The organism is Amycolatopsis heterodermiae, from assembly GCF_034929455.1.
Classification (GTDB): domain Bacteria; phylum Actinomycetota; class Actinomycetes; order Mycobacteriales; family Pseudonocardiaceae; genus Amycolatopsis; species Amycolatopsis heterodermiae.
On the sequence record NZ_JAYFSI010000006.1, the window covers coordinates 283,614 to 300,923 of the forward strand.

14 protein-coding genes are annotated in these 17,310 nt (G+C 71.9%); 3 read left to right on the top strand and 11 right to left on the bottom strand.

All coding sequences use genetic code 11. From position 1 onward, the window contains the following. Window positions 1-518: 518 nt before the first annotated feature. Entirely contained in the window at window positions 519-1,556 is a 1,038-nt protein-coding gene (locus VA596_RS26275) for a class I SAM-dependent methyltransferase (protein WP_323330820.1), read from the top strand. Between the two features lies 1 nt (window position 1,557). On the opposite strand, the gene VA596_RS26280 is transcribed toward VA596_RS26275, so the two are convergent. The 9 genes from VA596_RS26280 to VA596_RS26320 all read right to left on the bottom strand — a co-directional run bounded on the left by VA596_RS26280 (window position 1,558) and on the right by VA596_RS26320 (window position 12,819). Continuing rightward, a complete protein-coding gene (locus VA596_RS26280) occupies window positions 1,558-2,877 on the bottom strand; it encodes a M14 family zinc carboxypeptidase (protein WP_323330821.1) in 1,320 nt (439 codons plus the stop codon). 124 nt (window positions 2,878-3,001) lie between these two features. Then, window positions 3,002-3,703 carry an ESX secretion-associated protein EspG gene (locus tag VA596_RS26285; protein WP_323330822.1) on the bottom strand — a complete coding sequence of 234 codons (702 nt, stop codon included), beginning with the start codon at window positions 3,701-3,703 and terminating at the stop codon, window positions 3,002-3,004. Between the two features lie 21 nt (window positions 3,704-3,724). Further along, window positions 3,725-4,978, bottom strand: a complete 1,254-nt coding sequence (locus VA596_RS26290) for a hypothetical protein (protein WP_323330823.1) — start codon at window positions 4,976-4,978, stop codon at window positions 3,725-3,727. Between the two features lie 19 nt (window positions 4,979-4,997). Beyond that, complete coding sequence (locus VA596_RS26295) at window positions 4,998-5,324, bottom strand: hypothetical protein (protein ID WP_323330824.1); 327 nt, start codon at window positions 5,322-5,324, stop codon at window positions 4,998-5,000. 129 nt (window positions 5,325-5,453) lie between these two features. Continuing rightward, complete coding sequence (locus VA596_RS26300) at window positions 5,454-10,934, bottom strand: ATP-binding protein (RefSeq protein WP_323330825.1); 5,481 nt, start codon at window positions 10,932-10,934, stop codon at window positions 5,454-5,456. A 267-nt stretch (window positions 10,935-11,201) separates the two neighbouring features. Further along, window positions 11,202-11,441: a hypothetical protein gene (locus VA596_RS26305; RefSeq protein WP_323330826.1), complete on the bottom strand. Its 240-nt coding sequence runs from the start codon at window positions 11,439-11,441 to the stop codon at window positions 11,202-11,204. 102 nt (window positions 11,442-11,543) lie between these two features. Then, window positions 11,544-11,762, bottom strand: a complete 219-nt coding sequence (locus VA596_RS26310) for a hypothetical protein (protein ID WP_323330827.1) — start codon at window positions 11,760-11,762, stop codon at window positions 11,544-11,546. Window positions 11,763-11,764: 2 nt separating this feature from the next. Continuing rightward, window positions 11,765-12,499: a hypothetical protein gene (locus VA596_RS26315; RefSeq protein ID WP_323330828.1), complete on the bottom strand. Its 735-nt coding sequence runs from the start codon at window positions 12,497-12,499 to the stop codon at window positions 11,765-11,767. Next, complete coding sequence (locus VA596_RS26320) at window positions 12,496-12,819, bottom strand: PadR family transcriptional regulator (RefSeq protein ID WP_323330829.1); 324 nt, start codon at window positions 12,817-12,819, stop codon at window positions 12,496-12,498. The genes VA596_RS26315 and VA596_RS26320 overlap by 4 nt, the downstream gene beginning before the upstream one ends. A gap of 330 nt (window positions 12,820-13,149) precedes the next feature. Here VA596_RS26320 and VA596_RS26325 point away from each other — a divergent pair, with 330 nt between their 5' ends. Both VA596_RS26325 and VA596_RS26330 read left to right on the top strand, forming a co-directional pair. After that, window positions 13,150-14,643 carry a CehA/McbA family metallohydrolase gene (locus VA596_RS26325; RefSeq protein ID WP_323330830.1) on the top strand — a complete coding sequence of 498 codons (1,494 nt, stop codon included), beginning with the start codon at window positions 13,150-13,152 and terminating at the stop codon, window positions 14,641-14,643. An 87-nt stretch (window positions 14,644-14,730) separates the two neighbouring features. Then, window positions 14,731-15,525 carry a hypothetical protein gene (locus VA596_RS26330; protein ID WP_323330831.1) on the top strand — a complete coding sequence of 265 codons (795 nt, stop codon included), beginning with the start codon at window positions 14,731-14,733 and terminating at the stop codon, window positions 15,523-15,525. Window positions 15,526-15,620: 95 nt separating this feature from the next. On the opposite strand, the gene VA596_RS26335 is transcribed toward VA596_RS26330, so the two are convergent. Then, window positions 15,621-16,292 carry an iron-sulfur cluster assembly protein gene (locus VA596_RS26335; protein WP_323330832.1) on the bottom strand — a complete coding sequence of 224 codons (672 nt, stop codon included), beginning with the start codon at window positions 16,290-16,292 and terminating at the stop codon, window positions 15,621-15,623. 1 nt (window position 16,293) lies between these two features. After that, window positions 16,294-17,307: an amidohydrolase family protein gene (locus tag VA596_RS26340; protein WP_323330833.1), complete on the bottom strand. Its 1,014-nt coding sequence runs from the start codon at window positions 17,305-17,307 to the stop codon at window positions 16,294-16,296. Between the last annotated feature and the right edge of the window lie 3 nt (window positions 17,308-17,310).

The window sequence follows — 17,310 nt, forward strand, 5'->3', positions numbered from 1 at the left end:
TACCGAATGCCGTGAGGGGCACCCTCGGGGATGGATAAGCCCTGAAGGCGCCCCTCACGGCGGGTCTGCCTGGGCTTCGGCACTCGAAGTCCGTGAGGGGCGCCCTCACGGTGGCCCGCTTGGCCCTCGGTTGTCGAATGTCGTGAGGGGCATCCCAGGGACAGGTGAGCCCTGAGGGCCCTCACTGCGGGCCTGCCTGGCCTTCGGCGCCCGAAGTCCATGAGGGCGCCCTCACGGTGGCCCGCTTGGCGCTCGGTTGTCGAATGTCGTGACGGGCAGCCAGGGACCGATAAGCCCTGAGGGGACCTCGCAGCGGGCCCGCCTGGCCCTCGGCGCTGGGGCACCCCTAGCGACAGATAAGCCTTGTGGGTGCCCCTCACAGCAGCCCGCACGGCCCTCGGATGTCCTGAAGGGCGCCCTTAGGGACAGATAAGCCGTGAGGGCGCCCCTCATGGCGGGGTGACCTGCGCAAAACCGTCCACATCGGACAGTTGGCCCGGCGGGTAAGCTCGCTCCGCATGGAGGAAAAGGACTTCGCGGCGCATCTGACCGCGACCATGACCGGCAGCGCGCTGACCATGCTGATCGGGCTCGGGCATCGCACCGGGTTGCTCGAAGCGGCTGCTCGGGGGCCCGCGACCAGTGCCGGGCTCGCCGAGCGGGCCGGGCTGCAGGAACGTTACGTCCGCGAGTGGCTGGGCGCGATGGTCACCGGCGGCATCTTCACCTGCAATGCGGGGGAGTACACCTTCCCGCCCGGGCACGCGAAGTTCCTGCTCGGCGACACGGCGTCGAACCTGATGCCGTCGCTGTTGACGCTCAGCGCGTTCACCGGGATCCTGCCCGATCTCGAGCGCAGCTTCGCCGAGGGGGGTGGGGTGCCGCGGTCGGCGTACGGGCCCTATCTCGAGACGCTCGGCGCCAAGACCGGGGACAGCTGGAAGCACATCTACCGCGAGCACCTGGTCGACGGGTTCTTCGGCGCCGTCCCCGGTCTGACCGAGAAGCTGACCGAGGGTGCGCGGGTGCTCGACCTGGGCTGCGGCACCGGGAACGCCATCGCGGTGGCCGCTCGGGCGTTTCCCGCGTCGCGGTTCACCGGCGTCGACATCAATCCCGGTGTTGTCGCACAAGCGGAAGCGACCAACGCGGAGCTGCCCAACGCCGAGTTCGCGGTGGGGGACGCGGCCGAGCTGACGGCCGACCCGCCGTACGACCTGATCACCGCGTTTGACGCGATCCACGACCAGGACCGCCCGGACGTCGTGCTGCGGCGGATTCGCGGCGCGCTCGCGCCGGACGGGCTGTTCTTCATGGTGGACACCAACTTCTCCAGCCACGTGGAGAAGAACGTCGGCAACCCGCTCGCCGCGCTGTGCTACTCGATCAGCCTGATGTACTGCACCACGACGTCGCTCGCCGAGGGCGGCGCGGCGCTGGGGGCGATGTGGGGCACCGAAAAGGCGTCGGAAATGCTCGCGGACGCGGGGTTCCGGCACGTCGACGTGCTCGGGTCCCCGCGTCCGCAGAACTGCATCTACGTCTGCCGCCGGTGAATCACTGCTGGTACGGCGCCGCCGCGGCCTTCGCGGCGGTGACCAGCGCGCCCTTGTTCTTCGGCCAGAACGTGCTGTCGACGCAGGTGTAGCGCGGCAGGAACCCGCCGCAGGTGCCGCTGGAGCCGCCGACCTCGAACGTCACGCTGGCGACGCCGAGCTCGCCGTAGGTGAAGTCGTCGGTGGTACCGCTGGTGTCGTAGCCGACGGTCTCCTCGTTGGTGCCGACGAGGTAGCCGTTGGACGCGGCGTACTTCGCGCCGAGCTTGCGGTACTGCGCGTCGTTCGGCGAGGTGGCCTGGGTGAAGCCCCACGGGATGATGATGTCGTTGCCGTAGCTGTGCAACGTGATCATCGTGCCCTTGGCCGTCGTCGGCGCCGGGTCGTTGTTGCCGGTGCCGCGCTGGTCCGGGAAGATCGAGCGGGCCAGGCCTTCGAGCGCCTTCACCTCGGGTTCGGAGCCGGCGCTCGCGCCCTGGTAGGTCTCGGCGCAGGGGGAGTTGGAGTCGCCGCCCCACTTGAACGTCGAGTTGCGGTTGAGGTCGATGCCGATGTTGGTGCCGGAGCAGCCGCCGCGGGTGTTGTTCGCGTTCTTGCGCTGCAGCTTCGGCGAGTTCCCGCCGGAGGCGACGATGTCGACGCCGTCCGGGTTCGAGATCGGCACCACCCAGACCTCGGTGGTGTCCAAAATGGACTTCGCGGTGGCGTCGGTGGCGTAACCGTCGGCGAGGTAGTCGATCCAGCGCCAGGCGAGCTCTCCGGTCGACAGCTCGCGCGCGTGGATCTGGGCCATCAGGAAGAACTTCGGCTTCTTCGAGGTCGTCGAGAGCGTGCAGTCGCCGGTCTGCTTCTTGGTCAGGCAGATCGCCTGGATGTCGTGGCCGCCCTGACCCTGCTGCTTCTTCCAGGACTGGCCGATCGTGTACTTCGTGGCCAGGTCGGGGTGCGCGGCGGCGACGCTCGTGAGGTGGGCCTCGTGCGCGGTGACCGTGCGGTATCCGCCGTAGAAGGTGTCCGCGGCCAGGGAGTTCGCCTGGGCGGGCAGTTCCTTGTAGACGGTGTCGTAGAAGGTGGGGCGGTACCCGAGGCCCCGCAGCTGGTCCGCCACGGACCGGCCGCCGACGACGTACACCGAACCGGCGTCACCCTCTTCGACGTCGAACCCGGCGCCGGTCAGGGCGGCGGCCTGCGCGGCGGACGCCGGGACGCGCCAGAACACGGGCGTGTCGGCGGGCTGCGCGGTGGCGCTGCTCCCCAGCAGGGACGCGAGCAGGGTGCCGGCCGCCACCAGGGCGAGCCGGGACAGGGACCTTGACGCCATCGGGGGATCTCCTCACGGCCGCACGGATGGGCGCCAGGCTCGGCATCCCACGGTCACCGACCCGGCACGCACAGTGTGTCGGTGCGGGACAAACGCGCCATACCCCCGAAAGTCGCGAAACCGGTCAACGGCCCGCGCCCGGTCGGCCCAGCCCGGAATGGGTCTCGTTCAGCAGGGTGACGATCGCCTGGGGCGTTCCCGAAGTCACCACGACGGTCCGGTCTTCGGCGGGGTAGGTCAGCACGCGGCCGCCGTCGGTGAGGTCGAGTGCGGTGAGCGGGCGGGAGCGGATCCGGCCGGCTCGGGTGCGCCGTGCGGTGTAGAGCTGGTGGACGGCGTCGCGCGGGGCCTGCGTCAGCCAGGCCGGCAGGGCGTGGTCCGGCACCGCCAGATCCGGCACGCCGGCGCCGTCGGCGTCGGGCAGGGTGTCGAGCAGGCTGGTCGCGAGCCAGGCGGGCCGCACGGGCTCGACGAGCACCGCCGCGTCGTCGGCGACGAGCCGCACGGCTTCCTCCTCGCGCGCGGCGACCAGGACCGCGCCGCACCCGCCGTCGCGGTGCTCGGTCCACGAATAGAACTCGTGGTCGGCGTGCGCGAGGATCCGCAACGACCCGCGCCAGAGGTCGTTGAGGCGGTGGTTGCGGGCGAGCCCGAGCCGGGTGAGCGCGGCCATCGTGCGGTCTTCGAGCTCCCGCACCGCGTCTTCGCGGATCCAGTGGTGCCGGTCCGTGCCGAGGGCGGCGGGGGCCTCGCCGAGGTCCAGCATCCGCCAGGCGGTGAGGAACGCGAGCCGGGGCAGGACGACGGGCTCGTCGAGGACGGGCATGGCGGTTCTCCGGTCGGGTGCTCAGGCGCCGATGGTGGGATCGACGGTGGTCAGGCCGGTTTCGGGGTCCACGAGGGCGTAGCGCTCGTCGTCGGTGAACAGGGAGCCGTCGTCGAGGACGTACTTGCGTTCGTGCACCCGGTCGTCCTCGCGCCGGGACCGCGCGGTCGAGCCCGGGGAGGACGGACGCCCACCGCCACGGACACCTTCGCGCACACCGCTCGCGCCACCGCGGGCCGCTCCCGCCGGGCCGCCGGGCAGGGTTCCGCGGAAGGCCCCGCCGAACCCCGGGGAGGGGGTGCCGGACGGCGGCGGAGCGGAGGCCGCCGTGCCGCCGGGCCACTGCGGGGTCGCCGGGGACGCCGGGGTGCCGGTCACCACGTAACCGGTGGCCGAGGTCGTCCCGGCGGAGGAAGCACCGGCGGGTGACGGGGGACCGGCCGCGACGTGGGGGTCTGCTCCGTCCGGCACCGGCGCGGCGCCGAGCTGCGCGCCGGCGGCACCCGGCACCACACCCGGCACTGCACTCGGCGACGCACCCGGCGACGCGGCTGCGCCCGGTGCGCCGGGTGGGTGGCCGGTCGAGGCCCCGGCGGTGGCCGCTGCCCCGCGGGTGCCCAGCGGACCCCGAGCGGGTCGAGCGGATGACGCCGTGGCGCCCTCGGGTTCTTCGGTGCCCCAGTCGTACCTGAGAGCGCGAGCCTGGTCGTCGAGGTGGGCGGCGTAGGCGTGGTACCGCTCCAGGTACTGCGCGGCCTTCCCGTTGTAGGCCGTGATCGCCTTCTCGGTGTCGGTGTCCCAGAACGACAGGGTGTCGAACAGGTTCTTCTCCGGCCGCGGCCCCAGATGGGCCAGCTGGGTCCGCAGGTTCTGGAAGGCGTGGTCGGCTTCGGTGATGTTGAGGCAGTTGCGGGCGAACGTCGACTCGGTCGTCTCCACGGTCCGCCCGAACCTCCGGGCGCTGACGGCGGCCGCGTCGGCACCGCCGCCCTGCCAGGCCGAGTCGAGCTGCGCGAGCACGTCGTAGAGGATGTCGGCGGCTTCGCGGTGCGCGATCGCGGCTTCCTGCGCCGTCTTCGCGGCCCGGGCCCACTCGGTGCCGCTGCCCCGCGTGACCATGCCCGTCAGGTCCTGGACGGAGACCACCCTGGCCTCGGTGCCCTGGCGCACGAGGTCGGCGGACCACGCGACGGCCTCCTCCGTCGTGCGCACGGACGCGGGCGCGGCCCGGTGCGCGACGGCCTGCGCATGATGGTTCGACCACGGGAACAGCAAGAAGGCCTCCGAATCCGGGTCAGCGGGGCCCGACCGGCGGCAAGGCCCGGGCCGCGTCGGCGTCCTGCCCGCTCAGCCTCCGCAGCGCTTCGCGGGTCTTCGCGATCAGCTCGTTCAGGTACGCGGTTTCGTGCTCGAGGTGCTCCTGCCCGGCGGCGAACAGGGGCGTGAGCCGCGCGGTGTACCCCAGGCTGGCGGGATCGTCCGCGGGGGAGGACACCGAGTCGGCGTGCGCGGATCCCGCGCGGCGCAACAGATCCGCGGCGTCCGCGAGCCGGCCGGAGATCTCCCGCAGCCGCGCCGGATCCAGTGCGATGTCCGGGAACCGGGCGTCGAACGACGTCACGGTCCTCCCTCCGGCACGGCACGGGTGTGCGTCGCAAGGGGACAGTCGTGCGGTTCGCCCGGGCCGTTACGGCGGAAACGAAAACCGGGGCCGACCACCTCGGTGATCGGCCCCGGTTCGCGGGATCGGTTACTTCTTCAGGCCGTGCTCGATCGACTCGATGATGCGCGGCCGCAGTTCCGCCGCGCTGATGATCGCGTCCACCGAGCCGACCTCGACCGCGCGCTGGATGTTGTGGACGCGGTCGAACTCCGCGGCCACCTCGCCGACCTTCTCCGCGCGGACCGCGGACTGGACCTCCGCCAGCTGGGCGTTCAGCGCCGCCCGCTCGGCGCCGCTGGCCGCCGACACCTTGGCCTGCAGCTCCGTGACCCGCGGGTCGGTCGCCGTGCGGTTGTTGACGTCGCCGGAGAAGACCACCGCCGCGGCCGGGGCGCCGCCCAGCACCGAGGCGAACGAGCCTTCCAGCGCCAGCACCGTCATGTTCGGGTTGAGCGCCTTGGAGAACACCACGAACGCGCCGCCGTGGTAGCGGGAGATCACGCAGAACACGATCGGGCCGTCGAAGTTGACGATCGCCCGGCCGATCTCCGCGCCGTACTCCAGTTGCAGCTTGCGCAGCGACTCCGGCGAGCCGTCGAACCCGGACAGGTTCGCCAGCACCACCAGCGGCCGGTTGCCCGACGCGGCGTTGATCGCCCGCGCGGTCTTCTTCGACGACCGCGGGAACAGCGTGCCCGCGGTGTAGGCGTCCGGGCCGTCGGTGGGCGGGAAGCCGCGGCGCGGCACCGAGCGCGACTCGATGCCGACCAGGCAGACCGGCCAGCCGCCGATGTGCACGTCCTGCACCGCCGAGGTGTCGGCGTCGGCCATGCCCGCCCAGCGCTCCAGCACCGGGTGGTCCTGGTCCGACAGCGCGCGCATCACGGTGCGGATGTCGAACGCCTTCTTGCGGTCCGGGTTGTGCTCGGCCGAGAAGATCTCCCCGACCGTCTTGAAGTCGCTGCCGACGATCGCGTGCGGGTACGGCGAGACGTCGCGGTCCACCGGGTCGTTCGAGGTGGCCCGGCGCGGGCCGGTCTCGCCCGGCACGACGTAGGTGTGGTCGTAGTGCGCCATCAGCACGTCGCGGGCGGCCGTCAGGTTCGGCGCCCAGTACTGCGCCTGGCCGTTCGGGCCCATCACGCGGTCGTAACCGCCGATGCCGAAGTTGTCCTCGGCCGACACGCCACCGGAGAAGTCCAGGGCCTGCTTGCCGGTGAGCACCATCGCGGAGTCCGGCGTCATGATCAGGACGCCCTTGGTGTGCATGAGCATCGTCGCTTCGGCGTTCCAGTACGGCTGGGCGCCGACGTTGATGCCGACGACCACGACGTTGATCTCGCCGCCGTCCTGGGTGAATGTGACGATCCGCTTGAGCGCCGCGGCGACCCAGTCCATGTTCTCGGTGCCCGAGGACATCGAGATCCGGGCACCCGCGGACACCGCGAACCACTCGAGCGGGACCTGCATCCGCTCGGCCAGGTCCAGCGCCGCGATGACCCGCGAGCACTCCGGTTCCGACAGCGCGCCGAGCGCCTTCGTCGGGTCGCCGAGCAGCACGACGCGGGTGACGCCCTCGGGGTGCCGCTCGGTCGGCGTGGTCACGACGCCCGCGATGATCGCGGCGGAGTTCTTGCCCTTCGGGCGATCCACCGGCACCAGGGCGCCGGCCTCGTCGAAGTCGTGCTCGACGAAGCTGCCGTCGGTCCCGGAGAGCAGGCCGGTCAGCTCGTACGGGTAGACGTTGCCGCGCCGCGCCGCGCGCAGCACCTTCTGGCGGTAGTCGTCCAGGGGCTGCAGCGGCTCGTCGGTCGGTGCGCCGACGTGCAGGCGCGCGCCGTTGCCCGGGTCGAGGGTGATCCGGACGGCGATCTCGGTCAGCTCACCGGAGTGGGCGCGCTGGCGGGCCAGGAACTGGACCTCCTCCAGCCCGGCGCCCGCCGTGGTCGGCAGGATGCGCTGGACCAGCGTGTTCAGCTCTTCCGGGGTGATCTCGGTCGACGGCCAGACGTACATCATGATCCGGTTGGTGTCGAACCGCTTGTTCTGCGGCCGCTGCGCCTGGATGTTGCGGATCGCGTCGAGGCACGCGGTGATCGCGTCTTCGACCGCGGGCAGCGAGACCAGCCGGCCGTCGGCCTCCCGCAGCGGCGTCAGGTCGCGGACCTGGCCCATCGCGATGAGCCGCTCGTCGGCCGGGTTGCTCTGGGCGACGGCCTTGAAGAGGTAGATCTCCTCGTCCGACGACGGCAGCCGGGTGAGGTCGAACTCGCGCAGCCGCTGCAGCTGCAGGCGCTGCGCGATCATCGGGTGCAGGCCGCGGATCAGCCTGTCCTCGGCGAAGCCGGCCCCGTCGGGGCGGAAGGTGAAGTGGTGGTGCATCACCGCGCCGCTGGTGCCGGCCACGGTGGTGGTGATCCGGCGGACCCCGGCGGGCAGCGACTGCCCGGCCAGGATCTCGCCGAGCCGCACGGCCATCGCGTCGGCGTCCGGCTGGCCCTCCCACGTGACGTAGAGGTCGGCGACCAGGCCGCGCTCGGGGACGTCGGCGGCGAACGTGCCGACCGCGCCGATCGCGTCGGGCAGGGCGGCGATGTCGACGGCGGTGGTGACCACTCGCGTCACGCCGTGGCGCCCGGTGTGCTCGGCGGTGACGAACCGGCAGCCCGCGGCGTCGCGCGCGGTGACCTCGGCCAGGCCGCGGTTGCCGTAGTAGCGGCGGGTCACGACCTCCAGCAGCGGCGCCTGGTCGCGGCCGGGCCGCCCGATCCGCTGGCCGATCAGCCGGACCAGCGGCTCGGCGCTGGCGACCATGGTCTGGATCCGCTCGGCGCGGTCCGGGGCGTCCGGGTTCCGGTCGAGGTGACGCAGCTCGTCGCGGACCGCGGCGTAGACGCGGGCGCGGCTGCGGCGCAGCAGCGGCTGGGCGAACCAGCGGAACACCACGCCGCGGGCCAGGTCCGACACCGTCGGGAAGCGCACCTGCGTCGCCTCGACCAGGTGCTCCAGGGTGAGCCCGGCGCGCTCGCTGTCCGACTCGAGCGGCGGGGCGCCGGCCAGCCACTGCCGCAGCAGCTCGGAGACGACGGCGACGTCCGACGACATCCTCTGCTGCGCCAGGAAGATCCGGAAGACCGCGCCTTCCAGCTCCGGCGTGCGGTCGAGGTCGGTGACGCCGTAGTGGCCCAGGACCTTCTTCAGCTTGGCCTGGAAGCCTTCGGTGACGCCCGCGCGCTCGACGTCGAGGCTCTGCAGGTAGCTGTGGAAGAACTCCCGCGCGCTGTGCACCGGGCTGCCCGGCTCGGTGTCGAGCTCGCCGCCCGGCTTGTTGCGGCTCAGCTCGGACAGGTCGGCGAACACGGTCAGCAGCTCGCGCTCGCCCTCGAGCGGGCGGGCGCCCAGCTCGGCGCGGGCGGCCAGGTAGGCCGACAGCACGCGCTTGCGCTCGGCCGGGTCGACGTCGAAGCCCAGCAACAGGCTGCGGAGGTCCTGCAGGCCGCGTTCGACCCGGGCCTCGGCCGACACGCCCGACGGCACGGCGGGCAGCTCGATCTCGACGGTCTCGGTCTCGGCGGCCGCTTCCTCTTCGGCGCCGTCGGCCAGCGGCTCGAGCCGCATCAGCGGGGCGCCGGTCTCGACCTGGCTGCCCACCGACACCGGGCACTCGCGGACCCGGGCGCGGAACGGCGCGCGCAGCACCGTCTCCATCTTCATGCTCTCGAGCACCAGGATCGGCGCGTTCGCCTCGACCTCGTCGCCCACCGACAGCGGCGTCGCGACGACCAGCGCGGGCGCGGGGGAGCGGACGACGCCGCCTTCGTCGCGGCTGATCCGGTGGGTGACGCCGTCGACCTCGACCAGGTGGATCGGGCCGTGCGTGGCGGAGATGAACCGGAACCGCTGCCCGTTGACGACGATCAGGCCGCTGTGGGCGTCGAACCGGTCGATCTCCACGTCGGCCGGGTGCACGTCGCCGCCGCCCGAGATGCCGACGCGGAAGCGCTTCTGGCCGCAGCGGGCCACGGTGACGCGGTAGCCGACGCCGCGCAGCTTGAGGTCCAGCGGGCGGCCGGACTCGTGCTGCACCTGCGGGCGGCCACCGTACGCGGTGGTCAGCAGCCGCTGGACGGAAACCTCTTCCTCGTCCTGGTAGGCCTCGATGGCGGCCGCGGCCAGCGCGATCGCGGAGTGCCGGTGGGTGACCAGGCGGCCCTCGGCGCGGACGCGGTCGATCCAGCCGGTGTCGGCGCTGGCGTCGATCACCTCGGGCTGGTCGAGCAGGTCGAGCACGAAGCTCTTGTTGGTGGCGCCGCCCTCGATGATCACGATGGTCTCGGCCATCGCGCGGCGCAGCCGGGCGAGCGCCTCGTCGCGGTCGCGGCCGTAGGCGATGATCTTCGCGATCATCGAGTCGAAGTCGGCCGGGATCGTGTCGCCTTCGCTGACTCCGGTGTCGACGCGGATGCCGGGGCCGGCGGGCAGGGCCAGCCGGGCGATGCGGCCGGGGGAGGGGGCGAAGTCGCGGTCGGGGTCCTCGGCGTTGAGCCGCGCCTCGACGGCGTGGCCGCTTTCGGCCGGCTGCCCGCCTTCGAGCTTGCCGCCGCCGGCGACGTGCAGCTGCAGCTTGACCAGGTCGGTGCCGGTGGTGATCTCGGTGATCGGGTGCTCGACCTGCAGCCGGGTGTTGACCTCGAGGAAGGCGAACAGCTTCTCGCCCGGGTGGTAGAGGAACTCGACGGTGCAGGCGCCGCGGTAGCCGACCTTGACGGCGAGCCGCTCGGCCGAGGACTTCAGCTCGGCCGTCTGCTCCGGGCCCAGGACGGGGGAGGCGGACTCTTCGATGATCTTCTGGTTGCGGCGCTGCACCGAGCAGTCGCGCACGCCCAGCGCCCACGCCGTCCCGCCGTCGGAGATCACCTGGACCTCGACGTGCCGGGCGCCGGTGACCAGGCGCTCCAGGAACACGACACCGGAACCGAAGGCGCGCAGCGCTTCCTGGCTGGTGCGCTCGTAGGCGTCGGCGAGGTCTTCGCCGGAGGCCACCATGCGGATGCCGCGCCCGCCGCCGCCCGCCGTTGCCTTGAGCATCAGCGGGTAGCCGATCTCGTCGCCGGCGCGCAGGGCGTCCTCGAGGGTGGCGACCTCGCCGCGGCTCCACGGCGCGACCGGGACACCGACCTCTTCGGCGATCAGCTTGGCGCCGATCTTGTCCCCGAGCTTGCGCATCGCGTCCGCGCTCGGGCCGACGAACGTGACGCCGACCTTCTCGCACAGCTCGGCGAAGGCGGGGTCCTCAGCGACGAAACCCCAGCCGACCCAGGCGGCGTCGGCCTTCGTGTCGACCAGCGCCTGCTCCAGCTTGGCGAGGTCGAGGTAGGGCCGCGCCGAGGCCGGGCCCAGGTTGTAGGCGACGTCGGCTTCGCGGACGAAGGTCGCGGTGCGGTCCGCGTCGGTGTAGAGGGCGACCGTCTCGATCCGCTCCCCGGTTTCCGCGGAGAGATCCCGGACGGCGTGGATCAGCCGCATTGCGGCTTCTCCACGGTTGACGATGGCGACACGACTGAACACCGGCTGAGCCTCCCAAGTACCCACGCACAGAAGGCGACGCACCTGCCCCGGGGCGTCGCCTGCACCTGCCTACACCCTGGTCGATGACCGACGGGCTGGCCAATGTCCGGCATGGCGCATGCCGGAGGCGATGCTTTGTGGGAACCCGACAAAAAGCGACCGGCGCCACACCGCGCGGCGCCGGATTCTCGCGAGGACTGCCACAAAGCACACGGGGAACCCTACGCCGGGGGTGACTAGGAAAACATCTGGTTGCCACCCCTATGTTCAGGAGGCCAGCAGCACGTCCGACTCCAGTACCTGCCCCAGTTCCCGGCGTTCGGCCTCCGACAACGGCACGGCGGCTACGCTGCACCGCCCGTCCGGCCCGGGCGCGGTGGTGATGGCCAGCACGGGCCGCCCGTCGATCTCACGCAGGGTGACGCGGCCGCCGCAGGCGAGGTCCACGGTGACCCCGGGCCGCTCGCGATGCCGGCCCATCCAGCGGCTGACGAAGTCGAAGGTCATCGCGGTCCTCCCTCGGAACGGGCGTTCTCCCCGAGCACAGGTGTCACGGGTTAGTGCCCCGGATACACCCGGTTCACACGCCGGAGGACTGAAATTCCGTTTTCACCGCCGCCGGAACGCGCGGAGGGCGGTGCCGGCCAGCGTGACACCGCCCAGGCAGGTGGCGCCGAGGCCGCCCGCAGTCAGCGCCACCGTCGCGACCACGCCGGCCACGGCGACCGTCAGGACGAGGATGAGCGCCGCGGCTCTGGCGGTGCGCGCGCCGTCGGCCACGACGTGGCGCACGAGCGCGGTGTAGGCGTTGTCGGCGCTGTTCGCCACGGTCAGCTCCGTCCGTGCTCGGCCGCGGCGGCGCGGACGAGGTACCGCCGCAGCGCGAAGGAATGGGCGAGTTGCCTTGCCGCGTAGCGGATCTGGCGCCCGCGAGGCAGCTCGGCCAGCTCGCTGCGGAACTCCTCTTCGAAGCGGGGACGGTGGGTGCGCGGCAGTACTTGCAGCGCGAGGCCCAGGACGTTGCGGCAGACCAGGCCGGGCCGCCCGGAGATGACCGCGGTCGTGTCCCGCGCCAGCTGCCGGATGACCTTGGCGACCGTGACGCGCGCCTCGCCGACGGGATCGCCGTCGGCAGGCCAGGCGAAGGTGCGGGCGAACTCGAGCCGCCGGAACAGCTCGGCCCGCGCGCGGCGGGCGTCGAGTGCCATGGCCCGTGCCGCGTGGACGGCTTCGACGGTGGTCGCCGCCTGGTCCAGGGTGTTCTCCGCGCGCAGCGCCGCCCTGGCCGTGCCCTCCGCGGCCCAAGCCAGGTGCAGGGCGGTGTCGACGTCCGAGGCGGCGGCCAGGTCGCAGGCCAGGTCGAGGCTGTTGGCCAGGCGGCGGGTGAGCTCCCGGTTGGGGGCGAAGGCCAAGGCACGGTTGTTGGACAGGATGTGTGCCAGCCGCCGGGCCGTGGCCAGCTCTTCGGCGTTGTCCTTCTTGGCGCGAGCGCGGTCCAGGGTGTCCTCGAGCCGGCGGGCCAGCGCGAGGTCGGCGACGTCCTGGTCGGTGTGGCGGCGTCTCATCCGGCACCGCCGGCGAGTCCGGGCCGCAGACGCCGGCCGGCGAGCTTGGCCGCGGCGGCGTCCGCGCGGGCCAGCGCGGTCAGTGCCGAGGCCGCGCCGTCGGGGCTCAGGCGGTAGAAGCGGCGCCTCGGCCGTCCGGCTTCGCGCGGGTCGACGTCTTCCCAGCGGCTTTCGAGCCAGCCGATGCCTTCCAGCCGGGCCAGGATCGGGTGGATCGTGCCGCTGGGAAGTTCGGCGACAGCGCAGATCTCCAGCCCGTACATCTCTCGCGCGGGCTCGGCGAGCAACGCGCGCAGCACCAGTTGCGTCGGCAGTGTCATCCGTGGTCCGGTCCGGGCACCCATGCCTTTACTCTACCATGGCTAGGTAGAGATAGAGGTAGGGAACGGCCATGCCTGCGAAAGACACCTCGGCCGCGCTGCCTCTGTGGGAAGGCGCCGGGTTCGGGGTGCTCGTGGTCCGCCGGGGAGTTCGTCCTGTGGAACAGCCTCGTGAAGTGGGCGCCGGCCTTCGACGTGACGCGGCTCGGGCTCGCCGCGTTGGTGAGAGTTGTCGCCGTGCGGGCCGGGAGGTGAAGAGTTCACCGCCGGTTCTTGTCCGCGTTCGCGTTGCTGTCCTAGCGTCGGGCCGTCACTGATGCGGAGGTCGGCATGGATGTCAGCAGGCGTACGTTGCTCCGGGCGAGCGGGCTGGCCGCGGCCGCGGGGATGCTGCCCGGCGTCGCGTTCGCCGAGCAGGCCGGCGGTACCCGGACGCAGACCGTCACCGGCACCTTCCGGCCCGACATCCCGGACTGGTACTACCTGCCCGTCGACGTCCCGCGCGGGGTCGAGCAGATCGACGTCGTGTACTCCTACGACAAGCCGCAGGTGCCCGCCGGCACCCGCGGGAACGCCTGTGACATCGGCATGTTCGGCCCGGAGGGGCACGACCTGGGCAACGCCCGCGGGTTCCGCGGCTGGTCCGGCGGGTTCCGCGACCGGTTCTCGATCAGCGCGTCCGAGGCGACGCCCGGCTACCTCGCCGGGCCGGTCAAGCCCGGCCGCTGGCACGTCATCTTGGGCCCGTACACCGTCGCGCCGCAGGGCCTGAACTACAAGGTGGACATCACGCTCACCTTCGGCCCCGACGGCGCGCCGTTCAAGCCGAACCCGGCGCCGGAGTCCGCGCCCGCCCGCGAGAGGGGCCGCGCCTGGTACCGCGGCGACGGCCACCTGCACACCGTGCACTCCGACGGCCGCCGCACCCCGGAGCAGCTGGTCGCCGACGCCCGCGCCGCGGGCCTGGACTTCATCGTCTCGACCGACCACAACACCTCCAGCGCGCAGCTGCAGTGGGGTGCGCACGCCACTGACGACCTGCTGATCCTCAACGGCGAAGAGGTGACGACGCGGTCCGGGCACTGGCCCGCGATCGGCCTGCCCGCCGGCACCTGGATCGACTGGCGCTACCGCGCGGCCGACCCGCAGGACTTCCGCCGGTTCACCGACCAGGTGCACCGCGCGGGCGGCCTGGTCACCGCCGCGCACCCGTTCGCCAACTGCTTCGGCTGCACGTACGAGTTCGCCTACGAGATCGCCGACCTCGTCGAGGTGTGGAACGGGCCGTGGACCCAGGACGACGAGGCGAGCGTCATCCACTGGGACGGCCTGCTGCGCGGCGGCCGGTTCATCCCGGCGATCGGCGACTCGGACGCGCACAACCCGGACCAGCGCGTCGCGCTGCCGCACACCGTCGTCCACGCCGATCGGCTGCGCCGCAAGGAACTCCTGGCCGGGCTGAAGGCCGGCCGGTCGTGGCTGGCCGAGTCGTCGGCGGTCCAGCTGGACTTCACGGTCTCCGGCGGCGGCCGCACCGCGGGCATCGGCGACCGGCTCCCGGCCGGGATCGGCACGCCGGTGACGGTCAGCGCGGCGGTCGGCGGCGTGCCGGGCACGACGGTGACGTTCCTCGACCAGCTCGGCCCGGAGCACACCGAGACGATCGGCGACTCCGGCGCGGCGACCGTCACGTGGACGACCTACCCCCGCTACAGCCGCTGGGTGCGCGTCGAGGTCCGGCGCCCGTCGGGCGGCCCGAACACGACGATGCCCAACGCCATGGTCGCGATGTCCAACCCGATCTTCCTCGGTACCGGCGACTGAACCCCGGCCCGCGCCCCGCGTCTTCCGACAGGGCAGACTGGTGCGAACGGGTGACGGGGAGGCAGTGTGCGTGGATGTGGCCTGAAGGTGGCCATCTTCCTGGGGGCGGTCGTCGTGCTGACGGCGGGGATCGTCGTGGTGTCGGTGCTCGTGCGCAGCCCGGTCCGGACGCCCGGGTGCACGGTGACGCCCCCGGGGGAGAACGCGACGACGGTCACGTTCACGCCGGAGCAGATGGACAACGCCGCGAAGATCTCGGCCGTCGGCACCAAGCTGGGCCTGGCCCCGCACGCGGCGACGATCGCCCTGGCCACGGCGTTGCAGGAGTCGAAGCTGCAGAACCTCGAGGGCGGCGACCGCGACTCGGTCGGGCTGTTCCAGCAGCGGCCCAGCCAGGGCTGGGGCACGGTCGCGCAGCTGCGTGACCCGGTCTACGCGTCGACGGCGTTCTACGAGAAGCTCGAGAAGCTGCCGGGCTGGGAGACGATGCCGATCACCGAGGCGGCGCAGGCCATCCAGCGCTCGGGCGCCCCGGACGCATACGCGCAGTGGGAGCCGCAGTCGCGGGCGATGGCGGCGGCGTTCAACGGCCAGTTCCCGGCGTCGCTGACCTGCCGCAACCTGACCCTGGCGCCGCCCGCGGACATCGCGGCCGCGGCCACGGCGGAGCTGGGCACTTCACGGTTGAGCGGAGCGCACCCGGCCGCCCAGGGCTGGACGTACGCGAGCTGGCTGGTCGGCCGCGCGGAGGCACTGGGCATCGACAAGGTGAGCTTCGCCGGCCAGACGTGGACGGCGGCGTCCGGGTCCTGGGCCCAGGACACCGCCGCCGGTCCGGACCTCTCGCTGCACCAGGCCCCGGCAGCCCCTCCCAGCCAGTAAGGCCCAAAGCGCCCCAATGTGGCGTTGGGTGCATCTGACGCACCGAACGCCACGTTGGGTGCGTTGGACGCACCCAACGCCACATTGGGGCGCTCTCAGGAAGCCTCTACTGTGGACTCCGGGTAGCGGGTACGGAGCAGGCCGCGGCAGAAGTGCGCGTTGCCCTCGATGGAGATGCGGACCGACCGCGCGAACCGCAGCCGCAGCGGGATCTCCTCGGGCGGGAACGGCGTCCCGTGCTCGTCGACCAGCACCGGCGACGACGGGTCGAGCGAAAGCCCGAGCGCCTCGCGACGGCGTAACAGCGCCTCGGACGAGGGCGCCGAAGGCAGGTCGGCGAGCGTCACCGCGTGCAGGTCGACGTGCTCGTCCGCGCGCACCAGCACCGTCAGCGCGCGTTCCATCGCCGCCTGGTGGGCCTTGCGGCGGAACGTCTGCCGCAGCTCTTCGAGGTCCTCCTCGGCCTCGTGGCCGAACGTGCCGCGGTAGCCCGCGTCCGCCGCGAGGCCGCGGTTGATCAGGTCCGAGTCGTGGTGGTCGTCGAGTTCGACCACCACTTCGGTCGTCCAGGGCAGCGCCGTCAGCACGTCCTTCGCGTCCGACGCCATGAGGTAGGCGAAGTTCGGCGCGCAGAACGACGTCGGGAGTCGCAAGTGGACGGTGACGCGCCCGCCGTCGACGTCGACCGAACGCACGAAGCCGAGGTCGGTGATGGGCTCGTCGAGCTCCGGGTCGAGAACCGCGTCCAGCGCGGTGTGGGCGTCCACCTCAGGCCACCGAGACGGCCTGGGTCTCGATCGGCGCGAGCTGCAGCTCCGAGGGCACCGGGATGTCGTACATCTTCGCCGCGTTGAGCCCGAGGATCTTCTTCTTCTGGTTCACCGTCAGCGGCGCGTACTCGGGCAGGTCCTCCGGGATCTGGAAGTCGACGAACCGCTCGATCAGCCACTTGGGCGTCCAGATCGCGTAGTCGCTGGAGAACTGGATGCGGTCCTCGTCCAGCCAGTACAGCAGCTCGCCGACGATCTGCGCGAAGTACTTCGGCCGGGTGTGGATGAACGGCATCGCCACCGCGAGGCCCGCGTGGACGTTCGGCTCCTGCGTCGCGATCCAGCAGAAGTCCTCCAGGCGCGGCAGGCCGCAGTGCTCCACGACGAAGTTCAGGTCGGTGAAGTCGGTCGCGGCGTGGTCGACGTCGGCGACGTCGAAGGCGTCGCGATCGAGGGGCCGGATCGTCGGTCCCTTGTGGACGTGGATGTTCTTGACGCCCAGTTCCTGGCAGGCTTCCAGGTACTTGTACGTCCACGGGTCGTTCAGCTTGTACCCGCGCGAATCACCCTGCCATTCGGCGGTGTAGAGCTTGACCCCCTTGAGGCCGAAGCGCTTGGCGTCGCTCTTGAACCGGTCGAGCCCGGCCTGTTCGAGCCGCGGGTCGAAGTTGTGGTTGTAGGTCAGCTTGCCGGGGTGCTTCTGCGCCAGCGCGAAGGCTTCTTCGGTCTGGCCGAAGCCGTTGTTGTAGAACGCGCCGAGGTGGGCGGGCTGGAAGATCGCGTGGTCGACGTAGCCGTCCTCGAACAGGTCCTTCAGCAGCCGCTCGCCGCCCTGGTAGAGGTAGTCCTCGTACGGCCACACCTCGGACTCCGGGCTGAGGTTGCGGTGGTAGTCGTAGAAGCAGTCGATGAACTGCTTGCCGTGGATGTTGCGCTGGTTCTCCGGGCGCGCGTCCCAGAGCGCCACGTGGGCGTCCACGATGAAGTAGTTTTCGCCGTCCTTGCTGTACATGTG

Coding starts and splice junctions, on each gene's coding strand:
- VA596_RS26275 (WP_323330820.1), top strand. CDS start 519: ATGGAGGAAAAGGACTTCGCGGCGCATCTGACCGCGACCATGACCGGC.
- VA596_RS26280 (WP_323330821.1), bottom strand. CDS start 2,877: ATGGCGTCAAGGTCCCTGTCCCGGCTCGCCCTGGTGGCGGCCGGCACC.
- VA596_RS26285 (WP_323330822.1), bottom strand. CDS start 3,703: ATGCCCGTCCTCGACGAGCCCGTCGTCCTGCCCCGGCTCGCGTTCCTC.
- VA596_RS26305 (WP_323330826.1), bottom strand. CDS start 11,441: ATGACCTTCGACTTCGTCAGCCGCTGGATGGGCCGGCATCGCGAGCGG.
- VA596_RS26315 (WP_323330828.1), bottom strand. CDS start 12,499: ATGAGACGCCGCCACACCGACCAGGACGTCGCCGACCTCGCGCTGGCC.
- VA596_RS26320 (WP_323330829.1), bottom strand. CDS start 12,819: ATGACACTGCCGACGCAACTGGTGCTGCGCGCGTTGCTCGCCGAGCCC.
- VA596_RS26325 (WP_323330830.1), top strand. CDS start 13,150: ATGGATGTCAGCAGGCGTACGTTGCTCCGGGCGAGCGGGCTGGCCGCG.
- VA596_RS26340 (WP_323330833.1), bottom strand. CDS start 17,307: ATGTACAGCAAGGACGGCGAAAACTACTTCATCGTGGACGCCCACGTG.